15 protein-coding genes are annotated in these 21,433 nt (G+C 67.1%); 8 read left to right on the top strand and 7 right to left on the bottom strand.

Going from position 1 to position 21,433, the window contains the following annotated elements; translation table 11 throughout:
- The first annotated feature begins 223 nt into the window (after nt 1-223).
- Nucleotides 224-1,534, top strand: coding sequence for an NTP/NDP exchange transporter (locus tag IE075_RS07170; protein WP_229792352.1), 1,311 nt, complete (start codon nt 224-226; stop codon nt 1,532-1,534).
- Between the two features lie 362 nt (nt 1,535-1,896).
- Here the strand turns inward: IE075_RS07170 and IE075_RS07165 are convergent, their stop codons facing one another.
- A complete protein-coding gene (locus tag IE075_RS07165; RefSeq protein WP_189454659.1) occupies nt 1,897-4,371 on the bottom strand; it encodes an acyl-CoA dehydrogenase in 2,475 nt (824 codons plus the stop codon).
- A gap of 175 nt (nt 4,372-4,546) precedes the next feature.
- Between IE075_RS07165 and IE075_RS07160 the strand changes: the two genes are divergently transcribed.
- The 4 genes from IE075_RS07160 to IE075_RS07145 all read left to right on the top strand — a co-directional run bounded on the left by IE075_RS07160 (nt 4,547) and on the right by IE075_RS07145 (nt 8,286).
- Complete coding sequence (locus IE075_RS07160) at nt 4,547-5,140, top strand: TetR/AcrR family transcriptional regulator (RefSeq protein ID WP_189454657.1); 594 nt, start codon at nt 4,547-4,549, stop codon at nt 5,138-5,140.
- 29 nt (nt 5,141-5,169) lie between these two features.
- On the top strand, nt 5,170-6,972 hold the full coding sequence (locus tag IE075_RS07155; protein WP_189454655.1) for a phosphoenolpyruvate carboxykinase (GTP): 1,803 nt from the start codon (nt 5,170-5,172) through the stop codon (nt 6,970-6,972).
- A 7-nt stretch (nt 6,973-6,979) separates the two neighbouring features.
- Nucleotides 6,980-7,531 carry a 2OG-Fe(II) oxygenase gene (locus IE075_RS07150; RefSeq protein ID WP_189454653.1) on the top strand — a complete coding sequence of 184 codons (552 nt, stop codon included), beginning with the start codon at nt 6,980-6,982 and terminating at the stop codon, nt 7,529-7,531.
- 116 nt (nt 7,532-7,647) lie between these two features.
- Nucleotides 7,648-8,286 carry a putative 2OG-Fe(II) oxygenase gene (locus tag IE075_RS07145; RefSeq protein WP_189454652.1) on the top strand — a complete coding sequence of 213 codons (639 nt, stop codon included), beginning with the start codon at nt 7,648-7,650 and terminating at the stop codon, nt 8,284-8,286.
- Nucleotides 8,287-8,829: 543 nt separating this feature from the next.
- On the opposite strand, the gene IE075_RS07140 is transcribed toward IE075_RS07145, so the two are convergent.
- From IE075_RS07140 to hslO, 3 genes are all read right to left on the bottom strand, one after another.
- Nucleotides 8,830-11,829 carry a TonB-dependent receptor plug domain-containing protein gene (locus tag IE075_RS07140; protein WP_189454650.1) on the bottom strand — a complete coding sequence of 1,000 codons (3,000 nt, stop codon included), beginning with the start codon at nt 11,827-11,829 and terminating at the stop codon, nt 8,830-8,832.
- Nucleotides 11,830-12,386: 557 nt separating this feature from the next.
- Nucleotides 12,387-13,235 carry an XOO1806 family protein gene (locus IE075_RS07135; RefSeq protein ID WP_189454648.1) on the bottom strand — a complete coding sequence of 283 codons (849 nt, stop codon included), beginning with the start codon at nt 13,233-13,235 and terminating at the stop codon, nt 12,387-12,389.
- Between the two features lie 105 nt (nt 13,236-13,340).
- A complete protein-coding gene (gene hslO, locus IE075_RS07130) occupies nt 13,341-14,240 on the bottom strand; it encodes an Hsp33 family molecular chaperone HslO (RefSeq protein ID WP_189454881.1) in 900 nt (299 codons plus the stop codon).
- Nucleotides 14,241-14,362: 122 nt separating this feature from the next.
- Here hslO and mtgA point away from each other — a divergent pair, with 122 nt between their 5' ends.
- From mtgA to IE075_RS07115, 3 genes are read left to right on the top strand one after another with little or no spacing between them, the layout of a single operon-like run.
- Nucleotides 14,363-15,088, top strand: a complete 726-nt coding sequence (gene mtgA / locus IE075_RS07125; RefSeq protein WP_189454646.1) for a monofunctional biosynthetic peptidoglycan transglycosylase — start codon at nt 14,363-14,365, stop codon at nt 15,086-15,088.
- A gap of 37 nt (nt 15,089-15,125) precedes the next feature.
- Nucleotides 15,126-16,139, top strand: a complete 1,014-nt coding sequence (locus tag IE075_RS07120; protein ID WP_189454643.1) for a glycosyltransferase family 2 protein — start codon at nt 15,126-15,128, stop codon at nt 16,137-16,139.
- Nucleotides 16,099-16,527, top strand: a complete 429-nt coding sequence (locus tag IE075_RS07115; RefSeq protein WP_189454641.1) for a CBS domain-containing protein — start codon at nt 16,099-16,101, stop codon at nt 16,525-16,527. Before IE075_RS07120 ends, IE075_RS07115 begins: the two co-directional genes overlap by 41 nt.
- Before the next feature lie 9 nt (nt 16,528-16,536).
- On the opposite strand, the gene IE075_RS07110 is transcribed toward IE075_RS07115, so the two are convergent.
- The 3 genes from IE075_RS07110 to IE075_RS07100 all read right to left on the bottom strand — a co-directional run bounded on the left by IE075_RS07110 (nt 16,537) and on the right by IE075_RS07100 (nt 21,297).
- Complete coding sequence (locus IE075_RS07110; protein WP_189454639.1) at nt 16,537-18,456, bottom strand: AsmA family protein; 1,920 nt, start codon at nt 18,454-18,456, stop codon at nt 16,537-16,539.
- A 209-nt stretch (nt 18,457-18,665) separates the two neighbouring features.
- Nucleotides 18,666-19,328 (bottom strand): PAQR family membrane homeostasis protein TrhA, encoded by a 663-nt coding sequence (gene trhA / locus IE075_RS07105; RefSeq protein ID WP_189454637.1) that lies wholly within the window; start codon nt 19,326-19,328, stop codon nt 18,666-18,668.
- A gap of 364 nt (nt 19,329-19,692) precedes the next feature.
- Complete coding sequence (locus IE075_RS07100) at nt 19,693-21,297, bottom strand: peptide chain release factor 3 (RefSeq protein WP_189454636.1); 1,605 nt, start codon at nt 21,295-21,297, stop codon at nt 19,693-19,695.
- Nucleotides 21,298-21,433 lie beyond the last annotated feature (136 nt).

Here is a 21,433-nt window from a genome sequence, read left to right as displayed (position 1 = left end):
CAGCCGGTAGTAGAGCCGGTATCTACTTGGCGAAGCGAGCTGGCCTGCGGCCCCACAGGCGCATCCGCGCCGTGTCCTGCCGCGTCTGGCGCTATGTCTTCCCATGTAGGAACGGCATCGGACGGTGCCCCGTCCCGTCTGGAGCGACGGCGCGTTGCGGCGTGGGCGCCGCGTCTTTGCCCGCGCAGCCCGCAGTTCGGTTAACGTTCCGCCGAATAAGCGCGTGGAAGCGAGCGTGAGAGCCCGACCTTCATTGATTCCGCAAGCGCGTCCGGAGCGTGTTGCGCTCGCATATTCGTGTGTCTACTTCTTCTGCGTGCTTGCCGCGTACTACGCTGCCAGGCCCGTGCGGGATCAATTGATCGCGGCCGTCGGGGCGACGCAGCTCCCCTGGTTCTACGGCGCCACGTTTGTCGCAACTCTGGTGCTGACTCCGACGTTTGCGGTCGTCGTCGCGCGCTGGCCTCGCCGCGTAGCGGTCCCAGCCGTCTACGGTTTCTTCATCGCTTGCCTACTCGCGTTCGTCCCACTGTTTGCTAACGAAGGGCTGTTGAGTCCAAGGGCGCTGGGGACCGTCTTCTTCGTTTGGATCAGCGTATTCAACCTCTTCGTGGTCTCCGTGTTCTGGGTCGTGATGTCCGACATCTGGACGCAAGAGCAGTCGCGGCGGTTATTTCCCCTGATCGCGGTTGCGGGCACCGCGGGCGCGGTGTGCGGACCACTGTTGACCCGTGAGTTGGTCGATGTGATCGGAGTTGCGCCTCTGCTCGCGGTCTCCGCAGCGCTATTGGCGGTCGCGGTCTGGTGCGTCATTCGGCTTGGCCAATGGTCCGAGCGCGAGGGCAGCCGACGTGGCAGCGCCCGGGAGGGGCGCCCCGTGGGCGGCGGCATGTTTGAAGGCGTGAAGCAGGTGTTCGCAACCCCTTTCGTGCGAAACATGGCGCTGCTCTTACTGCTCGCCGACGGAATTGGCACCGTCAACTACGCGCTAGTCGTCGATTATTCGGGCAGCGCCTTTGCGAACGCAGTCGACCGGACCCGGTTCGCTGCGAACGTCGATCTTGCGGCAAACCTTTTGACCGTGCTCCTGCAGGTCCTGGTGACGCGTTGGCTGCTACCGAGAGGCGGGCCAAGTGCGATGCTGGCCCTGTGGGCGGCGTGTGTGATGGGCGCGCTGATCTTTGTGGCTGTTTCCAACGACCCGTACGCGCCCGTGGTGGCCGGCTTCCCCGCGGTGGCAATCGCCGTCATCGTCGGCCGTGGGTTTGCGTACGGGCTCGCCGAGCCCGCGCGGCATAGTCTGTTCGCGCAGGTCTCTCGCAATGAGCGATACAAGGGGCAGAACATGGTCGACACCGCCGTCTGGCGATTCGGCGACCTGATCATTGCGCTCGGCATGAACGGCCTGCGCGGAGTCGGCGTTGGGGTAACAGGATTCGCGGGACTGGCCGCGGTCAGCGCGGCCGCTGCAGGACTCGTGGGCTGGCGCGCGGCTCGCCGGGCCGCGGCGAGGCCTGACCCGCCAGGGCGCTGAGGACCTTGCGTTAAGAGTCATGCAGCAGCCCGATGCAAGGGGCCGGTGACCTCTCCCAAGCCTTTTTCGGCCTCGCCGTCTTGGCGACCTGTCACCATTCCGGCTGGAGCACCGCTCGCCGGATTCAGTCGGCGGCGGGACCGGATGCCGGCTTGTGGCCAGCCCGTCCCGTGTGGCCAGCGCGCCCGACTGGAGCATATCGTCGAGTCCCCGGGGACTCGGGGATTCGGTCCAAGGCGCCATCGCGGAGAGGGGAATGGAGGCCACGCAGCGAAACGGCTGCTCGTGATACGACGCGCCACGGCGCTCAAAGAAAAAGCGGGCCGGAGCCCGCTTCTTCGTGTTCTTCTCGCGATCCGGGTTTAAGCGGCCTCTCGCGCCGCGACCTGTTCCGGGGTCGGCCGATACGCGGTCGCACGCAGCTGCTCGGCGTCGAAGTCGTCGACGCTGATCGTGTCGATCGTCATCTCGCGCAATTCCTCGAGCTGGCGACGCTCATCTGCCGTGATCCAGCCTTCGCGCACGCCTTCCTCGAGCTGCGCTGCGTAGTCCAGCGTCCGCAGGCGGCTGTTCTTCACCGCCTTGAGGAACTTGCGCTCGATCGGCTCGGCGGCGACCACCTTCGGGAGGTAGCTGTTGATGCGGCCGGCCGGGTTGAACTCGCCCGGCGTGGTGAACACGCCGACGGCGAGGCGGTCGCGCGCTTCGTTCGGCACCATCAGCAACGACGCAGCGCGATGGCTGAGGCGATCGCCAGGCGCTTCGGCGCGACGACCGAGCGGGAACACCAGCGCCCACAGCAACCAACCGACCGGGCGCACCGGGAAGTTGCGTAGCGCTGCGGACAGGGCGGTCTCGATCTTGTGCATCGAATCGTGGAACGACCAGGCGAGCAGCGGCTGGTCGGCCTGAGGGCGGCCCTCGTCGTCATAGCGCTTCAGAACGGCGCTGGCGATGTAGAGCTGGCTCAGCACGTCACCGAGGCGTCCCGACAGCGACTCCTTGAACTTGAGCTTGCCGCCGAGCAGGAGCATCGACGTGTCGGCCATCAGTGCGAGCACCGCCGAGTACCGATTGAGCTTGCGGTAGAACCGCCGCGTGTAGGCATCGCCCGGGGCGGCACCGAAGCGCGCGCCGGTCAGGCCGAACCAGAACGAGCGCACCGCGTTCGAGATCGCAAAGCCTATGTGCCCGAACAGCGCGGCGTCGAAATCACGCAGGCCCTGTTCGCGGTCAGCATTGCCTGCCGCCTTCATCTCCTTGAGGACCCACGGATGGCACAGGATCGCACCCTGGCCGAAGATCATCAGTGTGCGCGTCATGATGTTCGCGCCCTCGACCGTGATCGAGATCGGCGATGCCTGCCACTGGCGCCCGAGGTAGTTGCGCGGGCCGAGGATGATGCCCTTGCCGCCGTGGACGTCCATTGCGTCCTTGATGACCTCGCGGCCCATCTCGGTGCAGTGGTATTTCGCAATCGTCGACGGCACGGCGGGGAGCTCACCGCGCGCGACGGCCGCCGCGGCGGCTTCGGCGAGTGCACTGATCGTGTACGCATTGCCCGCGATACGCGCCAGCGCCTCCTCGACGCCTTCGAAACGGCCGATCGACAGGCCGAACTGCTTGCGGATGCGCGCGTACGCACCGGTCACGATCGCCCCCATCTTCGCGCCGCCGCTGGCGGTGGACGGCAGCGTGATCGAGCGACCGATCGACAGGCACTCGACCAGCATCTGCCAGCCCTTGCCCGCGAACGCTTCGCCGCCGATGAGCTGGCTCAGCGGGATGAACACCTCGCGGCCGATCACCGGGCCGTTCTGGAACGTCGAGTTGAGCGGGAAGTGGCGGCGGCCGATGTCGACGCCCGGCGTCTCGCGCGGCACGAGGCCGAGCGTGATGCCGATGTCTTCCTTGTCGCCGAGCAGGCGCTCCGGGTCGTACATGCGGAACGCGAGGCCGATCAGCGTCGCAACCGGCGCGAGCGTGATGTAGCGCTTGTCGAACGTGAGCTTGACGCCGACGACGCGCGCGCCGTTCCAGTCGCCCATTGTCACGATGCCGAAGTCGGGGATCGACGTGGCGTCCGAGCCGGCCCACGGGCCGGTCAGGCCGAAGCAGGGCACTTCACGTCCGTCGGCAAGGCGCGGGAGGTAGTAGTCCTTCTGCTCCTGCGTGCCGTAGTGCATCAGCAGCTCGGCCGGCCCGAGCGAGTTCGGCACGCCGACCGTGGAGCTCACGACCGAAGACACCGATGCGAGCTTCTGGATCACCTTGTGGTTGCCGAGCGCGGTGAAGCCCAGGCCGCCGTATTCCTTCGGCACGATCATGCCGAAGAACTTGTTCTTCTTGATGTACTCCCACAGGTGCGGCGGAAGATCCGCCTCGGTGTGGGTGATTTCCCAATCGTTCGTCATCCGGCACAGCTCTTCGACCGGCCCGTCGAGGAACGCCTGCTCGTCCTCGCGCAGGGTCGGCTTGGGCTGGTTCATCAGCACGCGCCAGTCGGGCTTGCCGGAGAACAGCTGGCCTTCCCAGCCGACCGTGCCGGCCTCGAGCGCGACGCGCTCGGTTTCCGACAGCGGAGGCAGGATCTTTGTGTACACAGCGAGCAGCGGGCGCGTGATCAGCGGGATGCGCACTGCAGGCACTAGCAGCGGCACCGCGACGAGAGCCAGCAGCACGGCCGCGACGATCGTGGCCACGGGGCTTGCACCGAGCAGCCAGGCCGCAACCAGCGCGGATGCCATGAGGGCGACCGCGGGTGCGAGCCGCAGGCGGTGATACGCGGCGATTGCGCCGATGACGAGAAGTGCGAGGAACGGGGCGACGAGGCTCATGACGGACTCCGGCGGATGCCGAGCAGACAGCGGTGGACGCCAACGCGGGACCCGGCGATGCCGGCTGCGTCAACATACGCACGAGTATGTTGAGCGGCCGCGGCCGGTGTCAACTCTCTTCGCGCCGGCTTACGTACTGTCCCGGGCGGGTGCGTATGGTTAGAATCCTCCGCCTATGAATTCGATTGCAACCGCCGCTAAGCCCGACCGTGCCGGGCGTCTCAGTGCTGACGACTGGGCGCAGGCCGCGCTCGACCTGATCGCCGAACAAGGGGTCGCTGCGGTCGCGGTTGAACCGCTCGCGCGGCGGCTCGGTGTGACCAAGGGCAGCTTCTACTGGCACTTCCCGTCGCGCGACGCACTGCTCGTTGCGGCGCTCGAGCGCTGGGAGAAGGTCGAGCAGGAGTCCGTGTTCGGTTCGCTCGAAGCGGTGGCTGACCCCCGCGAGCGGCTGCGCGCGTTATTCCACCTCGTAGCGCATGAGTTCACCTCGCACGTCATCTATTCGGAGCTGCTGCGCGCGATCGACAACCCGGCCGTCCAGCCGGTGATCGGGCGCGTCTCCGAACGACGTTTCGACTGGCTCACCGCTTCGTTTCGCCAAGCCGGCCTCAGCCGCACCGACGCGCAGCACCGCGCGCGGCTCGCGTATGCGGCGTACGTCGGCTTTCTCCAGCTGAACCTGCAGCTGCAGCACGCGAGGCTGCAGCACGACGAATTCGAAGCGTATGTCGAACACGTCATGGTGACGCTGATTCCCTCTACTTGAAGTGACCGGCCCGGGCCGGAGGAGCTGTAATGAACGCGATCACCCAGGATGTGGCATCCGCCCCGACCCTCGACCTCGCCGGCAGCCGCCTGGCCGCGCTCAACGCGTGGGTGGCTGAAGTCGCCGGACTGACCCGTCCCGACGCCGTGGTCTGGTGCGATGGATCGGACGGGGAGAATGCCGCGCTGATCGCGCAGATGCAGGCCGACGGCACGCTGCTGCCGCTCAATTCCGAGACGCATCCCAACAGCTGGCTGCACCGCTCGCACCCTGATGATGTCGCGCGTGTCGAGCACCTCACGTTTGTCTGCACGAGCGATCGTGACGACGCCGGTCCGAACAACCACTGGATGTCGCCGGCCGACGGCCACTCGAAGATGGACGGGCTGTTCGACGGCTGCATGCGCGGGCGCACGATGTACGTGATCCCGTACTGCATGGGCCCGATCGACTCGCCGCTCTCGCGCTGTGGCGTCGAGATCACCGACAGCCCGTACGTTGTCACGAACATGCGCCTGATGACCCGCATGGGCGCGCCGGCGCTCGCGCGCATCGAGCGCGAAGGCCGCTTCGTGAAGGGCCTGCACTCGATCGGCGAGCTCGACCCTGAGCGCCGCTTCATCATGCATTTCCCCGAAGAGCTGACGATCAAGTCCTACGGCTCGGGCTACGGCGGCAACGCGCTGCTCGGCAAGAAGTGCCATGCGCTGCGCATCGCCTCCCACCAGGCGCGCCAGGAAGGCTGGCTCGCCGAGCACATGCTGATCCTCGGCGTCGAGAATCCGCAGGGCGAGACGCACTACATCGCCGCCGCATTCCCGTCGGCCTGCGGCAAGACGAACCTTGCGATGCTGATTCCGCCGCAGGGTTACCGCGACGCGGGCTGGAAGATCTGGACGGTAGGCGACGACATCTGCTGGATGCGTCCGGGCGCCGACGGCCGCCTGTACGCGATCAATCCGGAGGCCGGCTTCTTCGGCGTCGCGCCGGGCACGTCGGCCGCGTCGAATCCGAACGCGCTCAAGTGCATCCAGAGCAACACCATCTTCACGAACGTCGGTGTCACCGCCGACAACCAGCCGTGGTGGGAAGGCATCGACGACGGCAATGAGCCCGCACTCGACTGGCGCGGCGAACCGTATGACGCGAACAAGCGTCCGGCTGCGCACCCGAACGCCCGTTTCACCGTGTCCGCCAAGCAGTGCCCTAGCTACTCGCCCGAGGCCGAGAACGCGGCCGGCGTGCCGATCTCGGCGATCGTCTTTGGTGGCCGCCGCGCGTCGCTCGTGCCGCTCGTGTTCGAGGCCCGGGACTGGACGCACGGCGTGCTCGTCGGCGCCGCAATGGGGTCGGAGACGACGGCCGCCGCCACCGGCGCCGTCGGCGTCATGCGCCGCGACCCGATGGCGATGAAGCCGTTCTGCGGCTACAACTTTGCCGACTACTTCAGCCACTGGCTCTCGTTCGACAACGGCGAGAACAAGCTGCCGAAGATCTTCCACGTCAACTGGTTCCGCAAGGGCGCCGATGGCAAGTTCCTGTGGCCGGGCTTCGGCGACAACCTGCGCGTGCTCGAGTGGATGATCGGGCGTGTCGAGGGCTCCGCCTCAGCGGTCGAGACCCCGATCGGTCACCTCCCGCGCGCCGAAGACCTCAACCTCGACGGCGTCGAACTCTCGGGCGAAGCGCGTGACGTATTGTTCGGTTTCGACCGCGACGGCTGGAAGGCCGAATTCGACAGCATCGGCGATTACCTGGAAGAGTATGGTCCGCGGATGCCGCAGTCGTTGAAGGACGAGCAGCGTCGCGTCGCGGGTTCGCTGAGTCACTGACTCGGATATGGGCCCGCAGCCGAGCTTCACCCATTCGATAGGCGAGCAATCGGTCTACGTCTTCGACTCGCTGATCGCGAATGCGGGCGAGTACTTCCAGGCACTGAACCAGGCGGCGTTTACCCGTACCGAGGTCGCTCGTCCCGAGGTGGCCCAGCACAGGCACTGGGTCACCGAAAGCCGGCTCGAGTCTTTGCTGCAGCAGCCCATCTATGCGGCCACCCAAAAAGCGGTGGCCGCCGTCCGGAGCCGGCCCTATCGCCCGTATCGGGCGTACACGAATGCCGCTGCATACGGGGATGTGTTGTTTACGCACGTCGACTGTCTCCCCGGGCAGGGGGACCTGACCGCCCTCTGGTATCTGTGCGACGAATGGAACGTTGAGTGGGGCGGCGAAACCGTCTTTTTCAGTGAAGACGATGAAATCGCTGCTGCGGTTCTTCCGAAGCCTGGTCGGCTGGTCGTCTTCGATGGGACGATCAAGCACGCTGGGCGACCGCCAAGCAGGGTTTGCTATAAGCCGCGCTACACTTTCGCGATCAAACTAGAGCCGGTTTGACTGCGTGCCTACGGCGGTGATCGCCGAGCGCGCGCACCAGCGCGGTCCTTGCCGGTTGCGTCCAGCAGATTCGGCTTTCAGGGGAACCTTGCAGCATGCCCGCTACTGTCCACGCTATGTTCGCGGTGCCGTTCAGCACGGCCGTGCACCCGGCTGCAGATGCGCTCAATGCCGAGCTGCGAAAACTCATACTTGATCTCGAGACCACCGCCGAGTCGCAGCGCAACCCAGCGCCGGTGATGCACATTCCTGCTGGGCTTTACGAAAGCGATTTCACGTTTTTCGCGCGCAAGGAGCGGGCTGTCCAGCAGCTGCGAGACTTCTGCTGGGCCTCATTGGGCGAGCTCATCCAGGCCTTGACGGGGCGCTCTGCCGCACAGATGGCGCAGATGCGGATCCTGAGCCACACCTGGTTCCACGTAACGCGCGACGGCGGTTGGTTCGGGCACCACAACCACCCGATGGCATCGTGGTCGGGTGTCTACTGCGTGGACGATGGACGGCCGAACCCAGCCGTCCCAGAGAACGGCGTGCTTACGTTTCCTAATCCGCTGCAAGCTGCGAACGTTTTCCTCGACCCTGGGAACGTCCCAATGGAGCCGCCGTACTCGCACGGCAACTACGCGCAACGGCTTCAGCCTGGGCAGCTCGTGATGTTTCCATCGTGGCTCAGTCACTTCGTAACGCCTTATCGTGGCGACGGAACTCGAATTACCGTGGCGTTTAATTGCTGGTTCAGCCAGGCGACCGGGTAACCGCGATCGCACGATGGTGCGCCCGCAGCGCGCCTGGTGACGATTTCTAACGCGGGGTTAGACGCGGCTGCCAAGCGCGGCCGGCATTCAGGCGGCGGGCCGGAGGCGGCCCCGGCGGGTCCTAGCGACAAAGCACCTTCCAGCGCTGCGGCGGCCGCCGCACCAAGAGCGCCCGTCCATCCTGCGCGAAAGCCGTCGTCACGCGTCTCGTCTCAGGGCAGCTCGGGCGGCGTTGCGGTTTGTCATCCCAGTGCCGCGAGCGGCGCAGTGTACGGTCGGCTGAAGAGCGCTGCGCCACTCGCCAGTGTTGCCTTCGCATTGCGCACTGCCTCGGGCAGCGTACCTACCCCCTGCGTTTGCTTGCATGCCAGGTGGTGCATGCGCGAGTGCGGCGAATTTGTCGCACTTGCCCGACCAACCGACTTCCTTGACGAATGCCGGAGCAACGTGCGCGTCTCGGGCAGGCGGTCCGGACCCAGGCGATTTGCCCAAAAAAAAGGCGGCCTCCGAAGAGGCCGCCTCGATGTCACATCAGTTCAGTGATCAGAACTTCTGGACGTACTGCATGTAGTAGAACGCGCCTTCCGGCAGGTCATACGCGCCGTCGAACGAGTGTGCGAACGAGTTGATCACGCGCGGCGGCTCGTGACCGAACACGTTGCGTGCACCGACCATGACCTTCGCATTCCACGGGGCCTGCCAACCGACCTGCACATCATGGTACGTGGTCGCACCGATGCGGTTCTCGGCGTCACGCAACGCGCTGAACGTCGTCGTGTCGTAGTTCGAGCACAGCTCCATCTGCGTGAAGCCGGCCTCGAACAGACCCGCGAAGCCCGAGCAATCCTCATCGAGACCGGAGTAGTAACGCGCCGTCCAGTTAGCCTCGAAGTCGCCGAGCTGCCAGTCAACCGACAGGTTCGAACGCAGGCGCCACGTCGGTGCACCGTTGTACTCGCCGACCGTGCCGTACAGATCGTTCTTGGTCTGGTAGGTGTTGTCCCACTTGAACGCGAACGCACCGTACGCCGTCTCCGGCATGCGGTACTGCACGGTGAAGTCGTAGCCTTCGACCTCGCCCTGATCCAGGTTGAACTGCGTCTGGCGCAGGTTGAGGACGTTGCCCGTGGCGTCGCGCGTGACGAAGCCGCAGAACAGCTCGTTGAGCTCGCGGAAGCACTCGTTCAGGACCGACTGCGAGCCGCGGAACGACAGCGCGTTCTCAAGGCGGATGTTGTAGTAGTCGAGCGTGAAGTCGAGACCGGTGATCCAGCTCGGGCTGTACACGATACCGAACGTGCGCGTGGTGCCGTTTTCAGGCTGCAGGTTCGGGTTACCGCCGACGAGCGAGCGGATCTGCGTGTTGAGCTGATTGTAGCCACCCGCCGGCACGCCGGAGGCAAGGCAGCGTGCCTGCTGCTCCGCGTTCAGCGCCGCGAAACGACCGGCGTTCGAGGCGCACGGGTCCAGAGCCTGCGGGAAGCTCTCGCCACCGCCTGCAAACAGGTCCGTCACGCTCGGTGCGCGGAACGACTCGGACCACGTGCCACGCAGCAGGACCTGGTCGTTGAGCTGCCACTTGATACCGATCTTCGTGGCCGTGTCCGCGCCGATTTCCGGCGTCACCGTCGCACCGTTGAACAGGCCGGACGCGGTGTAGTCGGAGTAGCGGGCTGCAAGGTTCACTTCGAGCAGCTGCGCGAACGGGATGTCAGCCAGGACCGGAATGTTGAGCTCGGCATAGACTTCATCGGATTCGATCGAACCGTTGGTCGGCTCGGTGAAGTTGTCCGACGAACCGCCGCCTGCGACAAGCGCATCGGGCTGGTTGAAGTAATCCGTTGCGCGATGCTCGACACCGACTGCGAAGCCGAGCATGCCGGCCGGCAGTTCGACGATTTCGCCCGCCAGGTTGGCGAAGTAATCGTTCGTCGAGTTCTGGAACGTGCTCACCTGACGGTAGGTCACGTAGTTGACCATCGCATCGTATTCGGCCTGCGAGATCACGCCTGCCGCGAGGCCGAGGTCCGGGCCGCTGAACAGGTTGAACGGCACGCAGCCGCGGATGACCTGACCTGCCGCGTCCAAGCACTCCAGGGCGCCCGTCGTCGGGTTACGGCGGGAATCGCCGAGCGCGCGACGCAGGTTGAAGAGGTTGATGTAACCGCTGCCCGACTGCGTGAACTCGGAGTCGAGGAACGATGCGCCCACGTCCCAGTTCATGTAACGGCCTGCGAGCTCGAAGGAGCCGTCGAGCCATGCAGTCACTGCGGAGTTGTCATTGACATAGGACGGGCGACGCGGGCCGGCGAAGTCCGACCGGAAGCCGAACGACGAGATGTCGACGTCGAACGGGTTGAACACATTGCCAGCGGTCGGCGCGAACGCCCACTGCGGACCCTGCGAACCGGTGATGTTCAACGAAAGCGGCACCTGGGCCAGCTGCTGCGTCGAGTCACGGCGGACGTACGTGGCCTGGACGTTCGCATTGACCGTGTCCGTCAGGCGGAGCGTGCCCTGACCGTAAACGTTGAAGCGCTCGATCGGCTGCAGCAGGTAGTTCTGCGGCGCGAAGTTGTAGCGGTCTGAGGTGCCGGAGTTGTCCGTCGTGAAGCTGACGAACGGACGGAAGTCACCAGCGGCCGTACCCGGGCGACCCGGGATCAGCGTCGTGGCGCCGCCGGTGCCCGCCGTGGTGCACGCGCTGAAGCCCGTGTTCGGGTTCGTCGTGCGCGTACCCGGCTGGCAGCGGAGGAAGTTGCCGTACAGCGGGAAGCCCGAGCCGAACGCGCCGCCGCTGACAATGTCGCCTGCGCCGAAGACTGGCACCGACGAAATTTCACGGTCGCCCGCGAACACAGGCTCCTGGTCCGTGTAGCTGATGCTGACGACTGCATTCACGCGGTCGGTGCTGGCGCCGAGCGTGAAGTCGTAAGCCTGCTGGAAGCCGTCGCCCTGGGCGTACTGGCCCATGTAGGCGCGCGCCTCAGCACCTTCGAAGTTGGTGCGCGTGATGACGTTGATCACGCCCGCGATCGCGTCCGAACCGTAGATCGCCGAGGCGCCGTCCTTGAGGACTTCGATGCGCTCGACAACGGCGATCGGAATGGTGTTCAGGTCGACCGTGCCGTCGCCCTGCGTCAGCCAGCGGCGGCCGTTGACGAGGACCAGCGTACGGGTCGCACCAAGGCCGCGGAGCGAGATGTTCTGCGTGCCGTCGCTGCCGTTCGTGCTCGTGGTGATGTTGCGGAGCGCGCCGCCGTCGCTGGCGGCGATGTTGAACAGCACGTCGCCGACGGAGGTGAGGCCGGTGTTCTCGAGCTCGGCGCGGCCGATCGTCAGCACCGGCGCGGTGGTTTCAGCGTTGACTGCGCGGATACGCGAACCCGTGACCTGCACGCGGTCGAGGGTGGTCGCGTCCTGCGGGGTCTGCGCTGCCGCAGTGTCCTGCGCGAACACGGCGGTGGTGCCGATCGCAGCGGTGGCGCCCACTGCGAGCGCGAACTTAATCGCTTCGCGGAGCTGGGTGGTCTTCAAGGTCATCTCTCTCTCCAAGTAAGGCTTGGTGTGTTGCCTATGGGAACCCGCCAGCGGGCATCAAGACGATGCCGAAAAGGACAGGCCGGCCCGATAGTAGCCCCGCCTTTCGAATAATTAAAGTGCTGTTAACAAATTCGCCGCCGGTCACGTCGGAGCGCGAGCAGGCAGGCGGCTTCAGCCGTTGCACGGACGGTCGACAAGGCGGCCGAACGTGCCGATTACTAGGCGAATTCCCGTGCGCTCCCGTCTGGGATGCCGCGATTTGGCGTACTTGATGTCGGCGAAGGCGGATTGCGACGGCGGCTCGATGACGGGAGTCACGAATCGATCATCTGCTCGCGCCACCGGTCTGTGCCGCCGCCGCGACGCCAGTGGCTTCGAGAAGAGCGGGCGCTGCTCACCGCTTTGGCGCGCAGGCAGTGGCGAGCGGCGCAGGGTGACCGAAGAGGAGTGCGGTGCTCCCTGGCCAGGAAACGTGCGCCGCTGAACGGGCAGCGTCAACGCTGAGGCAAAGCGTGAGCCCAAGCGACGCCGAGCGCCGATCTAGCAGGCATGTCTAGCTAAAGATCCTGCTCGTACCTGACATACGGCACGGTGCCGTCGTCATCCGCGCTGCTGCCAGGCGCGAACGGGTTTTTGCCGCGTGTGACGACGTTCTCGGCGCCGACGGTGAGCTGACCGCTCCACGGCGTGCGCCAGGTCAGGCCGAGGTCTAGGCCGCGGAAGTCGCCGGGCTGGGCCGGGGTGTCGATGACGCGACCGACGACGTTCGCGCCGAATGCACCGAGGCCGGCGCCGACGGCGAAGCTCTTGCTGGTCCAGCGATCCGTCACGGCGGCGGGCATGTCGGATGCGGGGACAAGCCGGGCCCGTGCCCAGGTGCCGCCGATCGAGACCGTGGCCTCGCGGCCGAGGTTCTTCTGGCCGTATACGGTCAGTGAGTTCTGGTTCGCGCGCGCCGGGCCATGGGTCGGGCTGAGCCAGCCCGGGAGCTGCTCACGGGCGCTCGCAACGGACAGGCCCATGCGGTTGCCGTTGCGGCCGAGACTTGCGCCGGCGCTGCCCTGGCGACTGGATTCGGGATCGAGCGACGCGACGAGGCAGTGGTCGATCAGGCTGCCAATACCGCTGGCGACGCCGTTCTTGCGGTCGCACACGAGCCCCAGGCCGTTACCGCCGTCGACGCCGAACGACGCGTCGAGCGTCTGGTTGCCGAGCTTCCACTTGCCGTTCGCCGCACGCGCGTTCGTCGGCTCGAGCAGCAGGACTGCTTCGACCTTGCCGCTGGCCTGGTTCCACACCGGCAACACCGCCGCATCGCGGTTCTTGGCAGCCGATTGCGCATTCGCGCTCGCGGCCATGCCGAGAGCGAGCAGGAGAGCCAGAGGGAGTCGGGCGAGCAGGTTCATGGACTGCCTACGACAAGGAAGCGCTGCGAGAGTTCCGCAGAGGGCGTGGCCGGAACTGTAGACCGTTTATGTTTATTTAACAATCAATGAAAAGTGCGTGACTGCTCATTGCAGGCGATTCGGCGGGGGCAATTCCGTGTCGGCCTGAGAGAACAACGTCTCGATCTGCGCCGCGTCGAAGCGGTAGTTCTCGCCGCAGAACTCGCAGCGCACCTGGGCGAGTCCATCGTCCTGCACCGCAGCACGCGCTTCCTCGGCGCCGAGCGAGACCAGCATCGATTCGACGCGGCTGCGCGAACACGAGCACGCGAAGCTCAAGGGGCGATCGTCGAGCAGGCGTGCGCCGTCCTCGTGGAACAGCCGGTGCGTAAGTTCCTCCACCGGGACCGCAAGCAACTCGTCGGTGGCGAGCGTGTCGAACAGGGCCGAGGTGCGGTGCCAGCCGTCGGCGTCGCCCTCATCGCCCGGCAGCTTCTGCAGCATGAGGCCAACGGCCCGGTTCTCGTCGGCCGCGAGCAGCAGTCGCGTGGGCAACTGCTCAGAGCGCACGAAATAGTCCTCGAATGCGCCCGCGAGGGTGTCGGAGTCGAGCGCGACGAGCCCCTGGTAGCGGACGGGGTCGCGACCGCCGCGCATCGGGTTCTCGATCGTGATCGCGAGGACGGCATCGTGCAGGGCGGACAGCTCCTGCTCGACCTCTCCGCCGTCTTCGGCCAGCTGCACGATGCCGCGCAATGTGCCGGCTGCGGTGCATTCCGCAAACAACGTGCGCAGCGTGCCTTGGCCACGCAGCTGCACGGACAGGCGGCCGTCGACCTTCGCGTGACCGGTGAACAGTGCGCTGGCCGCGGCGGCTTGGCCGAGCCAGGACGCCGCTGACGCTGGGCAGTCGGCGCGGGCGCGAATCTGCTGCCACGTGTCGTCGAGCCGCACGTGCACACCGCGCACGCCGGCGCCTTCGATGAGGAAGCGGGTCAGGCGGTCGTTCGAGGCGGTGTCGGTCATCGTCAGGCTCAAGGCGGGCAGGCGCATTGCCATAATGCGCCTGCTTTCAAAGGGGAGTGCACGCAGATGGGGATGATCGGGGTCAGACTCAAGCGACGGAACGCCCCCGCCGGTGGGGCCGCATGACCGCGGCCAATGCGAAGCCGCGGCGGCGCGTGCGGTGGCGCCGGTGGCTGCTCGGCGTGCCGCTGTTCTTGGTGCTTCTGACGGTGGTCCAGGTGCTTGCGCTGCGCTTCATCGACCCGCCGTTCTCGTCCTTCATGGTGATCCGCGTGCTGGATGCGTGGCGCGCGGGCGACCTCGGCTTCCGGGTCGCCTACGACTGGCGCGATCTCGATGACATGGCCGCGCACGTGCCGGTGGCGCTCGTGGCGGCGGAGGACCAGCGGTTCGCGGAGCATTTCGGGTTCGACCTCGACGCGATCGAGAAGGCGCGCAAGGCCAATGCGCGCGGGCGCAAGGTGCGCGGCGCCAGCACGATCACGCAACAGACGGCGAAGAACCTGTTCCTGTGGAGCGGGCGGAGCTGGGTCCGCAAGGGCATCGAGGCCTGGTACACGGTGCTGATCGAGGCGCTGTGGCCGAAGAAGCGCATCTTGGAGGTCTACACGAACGTGGCGGAGTTCGGCGACGGCGTCTACGGCGCGCAAGCGGCGGGGCAGACCTACTTCGATCGCGACGCATCGCGGCTCAGTGCGTCGCAGGCCGCGCGCCTGGCGGCGGTGCTGCCGAGCCCGAAGCGCTACAGCGCCGCCCGGCCTGGTCCTTATGTGAAGCGGCGCACGCGCGCGATCCAGCGGCAGATGCGGCAGATCGGCGGCGCGTCGTACCTGCGCACGCTCGACTGACGCGGTCGTACTGGCTGCGCCGCCGTACCATGCACGCATGAGCCGAGACCGCCTCACCGTCGTCGTTGCCGCCTACAACGAGGCCGACAGCCTGCCGCTGCTGCACCCGCGGATCCTCGCCGCACTCGAAGCGCTCGATGGCGTCGACGGGCGGGTGCTCTACGTCGACGACGGCAGCCGCGACGACACCTGGCGCGTGCTGGGCGGCTTCGCGCACGATCCGCGCGTGGCGCTGTTGCGGCTGTCGCGCAACTTCGGCAAGGAGGCTGCGCTGACGGCGGGGCTCGACCGGATCGACGACGGCGCCGCGCTGATCCTCGATGCCGATGGCCAGGACCCGCCGGAGCTCATCGGTGCGTTTGTCGAACAGTGGCGCGCGGGCTTCGACGATGTGCATGGCACGCGGCTCGAGCGCGAGGGTGAGGGCTGGCTCAAGCGCAGCACGGCGCATGCGTTCTATCGCGTGATCGGACGCCTGTCGAAGACGCCGATCCCCGCCGACACCGGCGATTTCCGCTTGCTGTCGCCGCGGGCGCTCGCGGCCTTGCGCCAGTTGCGCGAACGGCACCGCTTCATGAAGGGGCTGTTCGGCTGGGTGGGCTTCAATCGCACGTCGATTGCGTACCACCGCGGATCGCGCGTGGCGGGCGCAAGCAAGTTCGACTTCTGGCGGCTGTGGAACTTCGCGCTTGAAGGAATCACGAGCTTTTCGACCGCGCCGCTCCGGCTTGCCATGTACCTCGGATTGATGACCGCCGCGGTCGCGTTCGCATTCGGCGCGTGGGTCGTGGTGAAGGCGATGCTCTGGGGCGACCCGGTGGCCGGTTACCCGACCATGATGTCGGTGATCCTGTTCCTCGGCGGCGTGCAGCTCATCGCGCTCGGGTTGATCGGTGAGTACCTCGGCCGCCTCTACGAGGAGTCCAAGCAGCGCCCGATCTACCTCATCGACGAGTGGCTCCCGGCGACCGGCGTATGCTCGAAGACCGTCCCCAGCGGAGGTCGCGATCATGCGCAGCGTGCACCAGGTCCTGCAGGCGAAAACGCCTGAGATCCACTCGATCGGGCCCGATGCGCCCGTCCTGGATGCGATCCGCACGATGGCCGAGCACGGCATCGGCGCGTTGCTCGTCATGGAGGGCGGGCAGCTGGTCGGGCTCATCAGCGAGCGCGATTACGCGCGCAAGGTCGTGTTGCAGGGCCGCTCGTCGCGCGATACGCCGGTGCGCGCGGTGATGTCCGAGCAGGTGATCACGGTCGGGCCGCTGGACACTGTCGACGATTGTATGCGCACGGTGACCGGGCGCCGCGTGCGCCATCTGCCGGTCATGCAGGACGGACAGGTGATCGGCGTGGTGTCGATCGGCGATCTGGTGAAAGCGGTGATCGAGGACCAGCAGGTCGAACTCGACCAGCTCCAGCGCTACATCGCGAGCTGACACTCGCGCTTACCGCGCGTAGCGCCCGCCGCAATCGGCGTTTCCGCCTGGCCCGAGTTCGAGCGTCGCAAGCAGCGCGGCCGGCGGGGCGATGGTGCCGAGCGCAATCGCGAGCGCCGCGCGCAGCCCGACGCGCTTCATGTCGGGCCGGATGTCCGGGTCGGCGAAGCGGCCGTCGACGATCAGCGGGGAGCGGAACGAGAATAGGCTGCGGTCCTTCGGGCGCGGGCGCAGCCGCAGATCGAGCGTCTCGTTGCGCAGGTCGATGCGGCCTTCGCCGAGGATGATCGTGTCGGTGGTGTCGAACGCGAACGTGCGCGCGGTCATCACCCCGTCGGCGACGGCGAAATCGCCGAATGCGCAGCGCACCGGCACGCGGCGGTCTTCCGTCAGCAGGAATTTCAGTGCCTCGGCCACGTCCAGCCCGGCGAGTTCGATCATCAGGTTGCTGACCTGGCCGCGGCCCATGCCGATCGCGACGTCGCCGTCGGCGGTCGCGAGCATTTGCGCGACCGAGTTGCCTTCCCCCTGCAGTGCGACCTCGCCGCCGACGAGTCCGACTGCCTTGCGCGCGCGCTCGATGTCGGGCAGCAAACGGTCGAGGTCGAGGCCGCGGGCGGCGATGCGCGCCTGCGTGCGGAGCGTCGACGCGCGGGCGTCCATCCGGATCGTCGCGCGGATGTTGCCGCCGGCGACGCCGAAGTTCAGCGGGTCGAGCACGAGCACGCCGTCGTTCAACGTCAGGTGCGCGTCCATGTTGCCGAGCGGCAGCCGGGGCGCGTTGACGCGTTTCGCGCGCAGGCGCACGTCCGCGTCCATCGCGCGCAGCTTGTCGGGGCGGTAGGGGCGGTCCGGCAGCACGCGGCCGTTGGTGCGCGTCGCGGTGGCGGGCGCATCACCCTGACGGGGCGTGCCACCGACGAAGCCGGCGAGATCGTCGAAGTCCAGCCGCGTCGACGTCAGGTCCGCTTGCAGCAGTGGACGCGCGCGGCCGGTCTCGACGCGCGCGCTGCCGGCGAGGTCGCTGTCGCCGACCGTCCCGGTGAAGCCGTCGTAGCGCCATGAGGTGCCGGCGCGTCGCAGACGGCCGTCGAGGCGGTACGGTGGGGTTGGCGGCAGTGAGAGGCCGAGCAAGGGATAGAGGTCGGCAAGGGTGTCGCCGCGCAATGCGAACTGCAGGTCGAAGCCCTGCAAGCGCAGCGGATCGAGCAGGGTGCCGCGGGCATGCGCGCGCGTGTCACCCGCTCGGGCCCGCAGGTCGATGCGGTACGGCGCCTCGCGATCGCGCAAGGCAAGCGGCGACTGCGCGTTGCCTTCGATCTCGAACCGGTTGCCTTCCCAGCGGCCGCCGCCTTGAAGCGCGATTGGGGACGCGCCCGGTGTCGAGTTCGGCGCGCTTGCGATGCGGATGTCGAAGTCGGTGTTCTGTGCAGCATCGAGAAACTGCAGGCGGCCGGCGTCGATGTGCACACGCCGGAACTGCGGGCCGTCGCCGCCTTCCTCCTCACCGAAGCGCCAGTTGCCCAGCCGCTTCGGGCCGACCTCCAGATTGAGCCGCGGCCGGTCCAGCCGGACCAGCGGGATCTCAACGTCGCCGCGCAACAGCGGCCAGAACGCGATGCCGATTTCGGCACGCTCGGCACTCGCCATAAGCGGCTCGCGGGCCCAGGGCGCGTTGCCGAAGCGCAGCTGCTCGCCGCTGACCGTGACTACGCCGCCGAGGTCGACGTTGAGGCGGCCGCCGATCTCGAACGTGCGGCCGGTGCGCCGCTCGACGGCGCGCTCGAGCGGGCCCTTGAACCAGTTCCAATCCCAGATCGCGACGAGCACGACCAGGGCGATGAGCAGAGCGCCTGCGATCGCGGCGACCGGGTGACGGCGGATGCGCTGGGAGGCAAGGGCGAATCGCTCGCGCGCGTGGGGCGTCATGGGGCGACGTCCCGTAGTCGGACTGCGGTCGACACGGCCGCTGCGACGTTGGGGAGCCACGGCACGGTGCGTCGAAACGGAGCCCGAGACGCAGGCCGCCGATCGCAAGGCTCAACGGGGATAGCGCGTGCGGCCATGGCGGTTCTCGGGTGGACGCCGACACGTTCGGCATCGCCCGATCAAGCCGCGGTGAACCCGTTGCGCCCGATTCAGCGCGGAAGCACCTGCGCCGCGACCGCGATGTAGTGGCACACACTGCCGCCGACGACGAACAGGTGCCAGACCGCGTGCGAGTACGGCAGCGACGGGCGGTGATAGAACACGGTGCCGAGCGTGTAGAGCACGCCCCCGGCGAGCAGCCAGCCGAACGTCCAGTTGTCGACCGCGGCCAGCAAGGGGCGCAACGCGATGAGCACGATCCAGCCCATCGCAACGTACAGCGCAGTGGACAGCAGTCGGAAGCGGCCGGTGAAGAACAGCTTGAACACCACGCCGGCAATTGCGAGCGTCCACACCGCGGCGAACAGGCCCCAGCCCCATGGCCCGCGCAGCGCGACCAGCGTAAACGGGGTGTAGGTGCCGGCGATGAGCAGGTAGATCGCGCAGTGGTCCAGCACCTTCATGCGCGCTTTCGTCGCCGGCTGCTTGGCCGCGTGATAGAGCGTGGACGCGAGGTAGAGCAGCAACAGGCACGCACCGAAGACGACCGCGCCGGTCAGTTGCCACGGATCTCCGTGCATCGCCGCGCGCGTGATCAGCACCGAACCGCCCACGAGGGCGGCAACGGCCGCGACACCGTGCGTCAGGGCGTTCGCCATCTCTTCGAAATCGCGGTGGTGCTCAGTGGCGCGGGCAGGCGTGGACACGGGCATCTCGGCTGGGAGGGCGGCCGAATCCTACCGTACGGTCATGGACGGGACAGCGAGTCGCGGTGCGTCGCCATCAACACGCCGGCCGATCCGATCGCATCTGCCATTGAACGCGCGGCACGTGGGATCGCTGCGAAGCGCGACGCTTGAGCGCGGCGACATGCCGGCGGAGGTGCAGCGAAGACGAGGTCCGCCAATCGCGGCGACGCTGCGTCGATGCGCGATAGCCCATCCGCCCTGGAAGGACGTCGACCGCGGCCGAAGATGCCTCAGCCGCGGCGTGCCGCTTCAGTGCGGCCCGTTTACTGCGCGCGGCACGCGACTGCCGCGCTCGACGCGGCTGCCGTCGGCGGGCAACGGGCAATCGTCAGTCGAGCGCGACCGTCTGCGCGTGCTCGCGCGTGGCGCGGAACTGCACCTCGGGCGCCCGCTCCTGCGCGAGCTGCAGGTTGACGCGCGTGGGGGCGAGATAGACGAGCTGTCCGGCTGCATCGACTGCAAGGTTCTGCGCGTTCTTGTCGCGGAACTCCTCGAGCTTCTTCGCGTTGTCGCAGTACACCCAGCGTGCGGTGGCGACGCTGACCTGCTCGAACGAGGCCTCGACGCCGTATTCGTCCTTGAGCCGGTAGGCGACGACGTCGAACTGCAGCACGCCCACCGCGCCGAGGATCAGATCGTTGCTCATCAGCGGCTTGAAGAACTGCGTCGCGCCTTCTTCGCTGAGCTGCGCAAGACCTTTCTGCAGCTGCTTGAGCTTGAGCGGGTCGCGCAGGCGGGCGCGGCGGAACAGCTCGGGCGCGAAGTTCGGAATGCCGGTGAAGCCCAGCACCTCGCCCTCGGTGAACGAGTCGCCGATCGAGATCGTGCCGTGGTTGTGGATGCCGATCACGTCGCCCGGGTACGCGCTTTCGGCGATCTCGCGGTCGCTCGCCATGAACGTCAGCGCGTTCGCGAGCTTGACCTCCTTGCCCGTGCGCGGGTGGAACGCCTTCATGCCGGCCTTGAACTCGCCCGAGCACACGCGCATGAACGCAACGCGGTCGCGGTGCTGGGGGTCCATGTTCGCCTGGATCTTGAACACGAAGCCCGAGAGTTTGTTCTCGGTCGGCTGCACCTCGCGCGAGGTCGTCGCCCGCGGCTTCGGCGACGGGGCGTGTTCGACGAAAAAGTCCAGCAGCAGCTGCACGCCGAAGTTATTGACGGCCGAGCCGAAGAACACCGGCGTCTGTTCGCCGCGCAGGTAGGCGTCCTTGTCGAACGGGTTCGACGCGCCCTCGACCAGTTCAAGCTCGTCGCGCAGCTCCTGCAGCATCGCCGCGCCGATGCGCTCGGCCAGCGCGGGATCGTCGACCGACGGAAAGATCGTCGAATCCTGTCGTGTGAAGTTGCGGCCCTGCTCGTACAGGTGCACCTCGCCGGTGAGCAGGTGCACGACGCCCTTGAGGCGCTGGCCCATGCCGATCGGCCACGTGATCGGCGCGCACTGGATCTTCAGCACGCTTTCGACTTCATCGAGCAGGTCGATCGGGCTCTTGCCCTCGCGATCGAGCTTGTTGATGAAGGTCATGATCGGCGTGTCGCGCAGGCGGCAGACCTCCATGAGCTTGATCGTGCGTTCCTCGACGCCCTTGGCGACGTCGATGACCATCAACGCGCTGTCGACCGCGGTGAGCACGCGGTAGGTGTCCTCGCCGAAGTCGGCGTGGCCCGGCGTGTCGAGCAGGTTGACGATGCGGCCCTCGTAGGGGAACTGCATCACCGAGCTCGTCACCGAGATGCCGCGCTCCTTTTCGAGCGCCATCCAGTCGGAGGTCGCATGGCGCGCGGCCTTGCGTCCCTTGACCGAGCCCGCCATCTGGATCGCGCCGCCGAACAGCAGCAGCTTTTCGGTCAGCGTGGTCTTGCCGGCGTCGGGGTGGGACACGATCGCGAAGGTGCGGCGGCGCAGCGCCTGCAGGGAAACGTCGGACATGGCGGCGACGCGCGTTCGGCGCGGCGGATCGTCGGGGAAGGCCGCAAATTATAGCGGCCGGGCCCGCGGGAACGGCGGCGGCGGCCCCAAAAGCACACGCCCCGCGCGGTGGCGGGGCGTGCAGGCATTACGCAGC

Source organism: Cognatilysobacter bugurensis, from assembly GCF_014652095.1.
GTDB classification, from domain to species: Bacteria; Pseudomonadota; Gammaproteobacteria; order Xanthomonadales; family Xanthomonadaceae; genus Cognatilysobacter; species Cognatilysobacter bugurensis.
The sequence above is the reverse complement of the archived record's forward strand: the minus strand, read 5'-3'. Positions and strand labels throughout refer to the sequence as shown.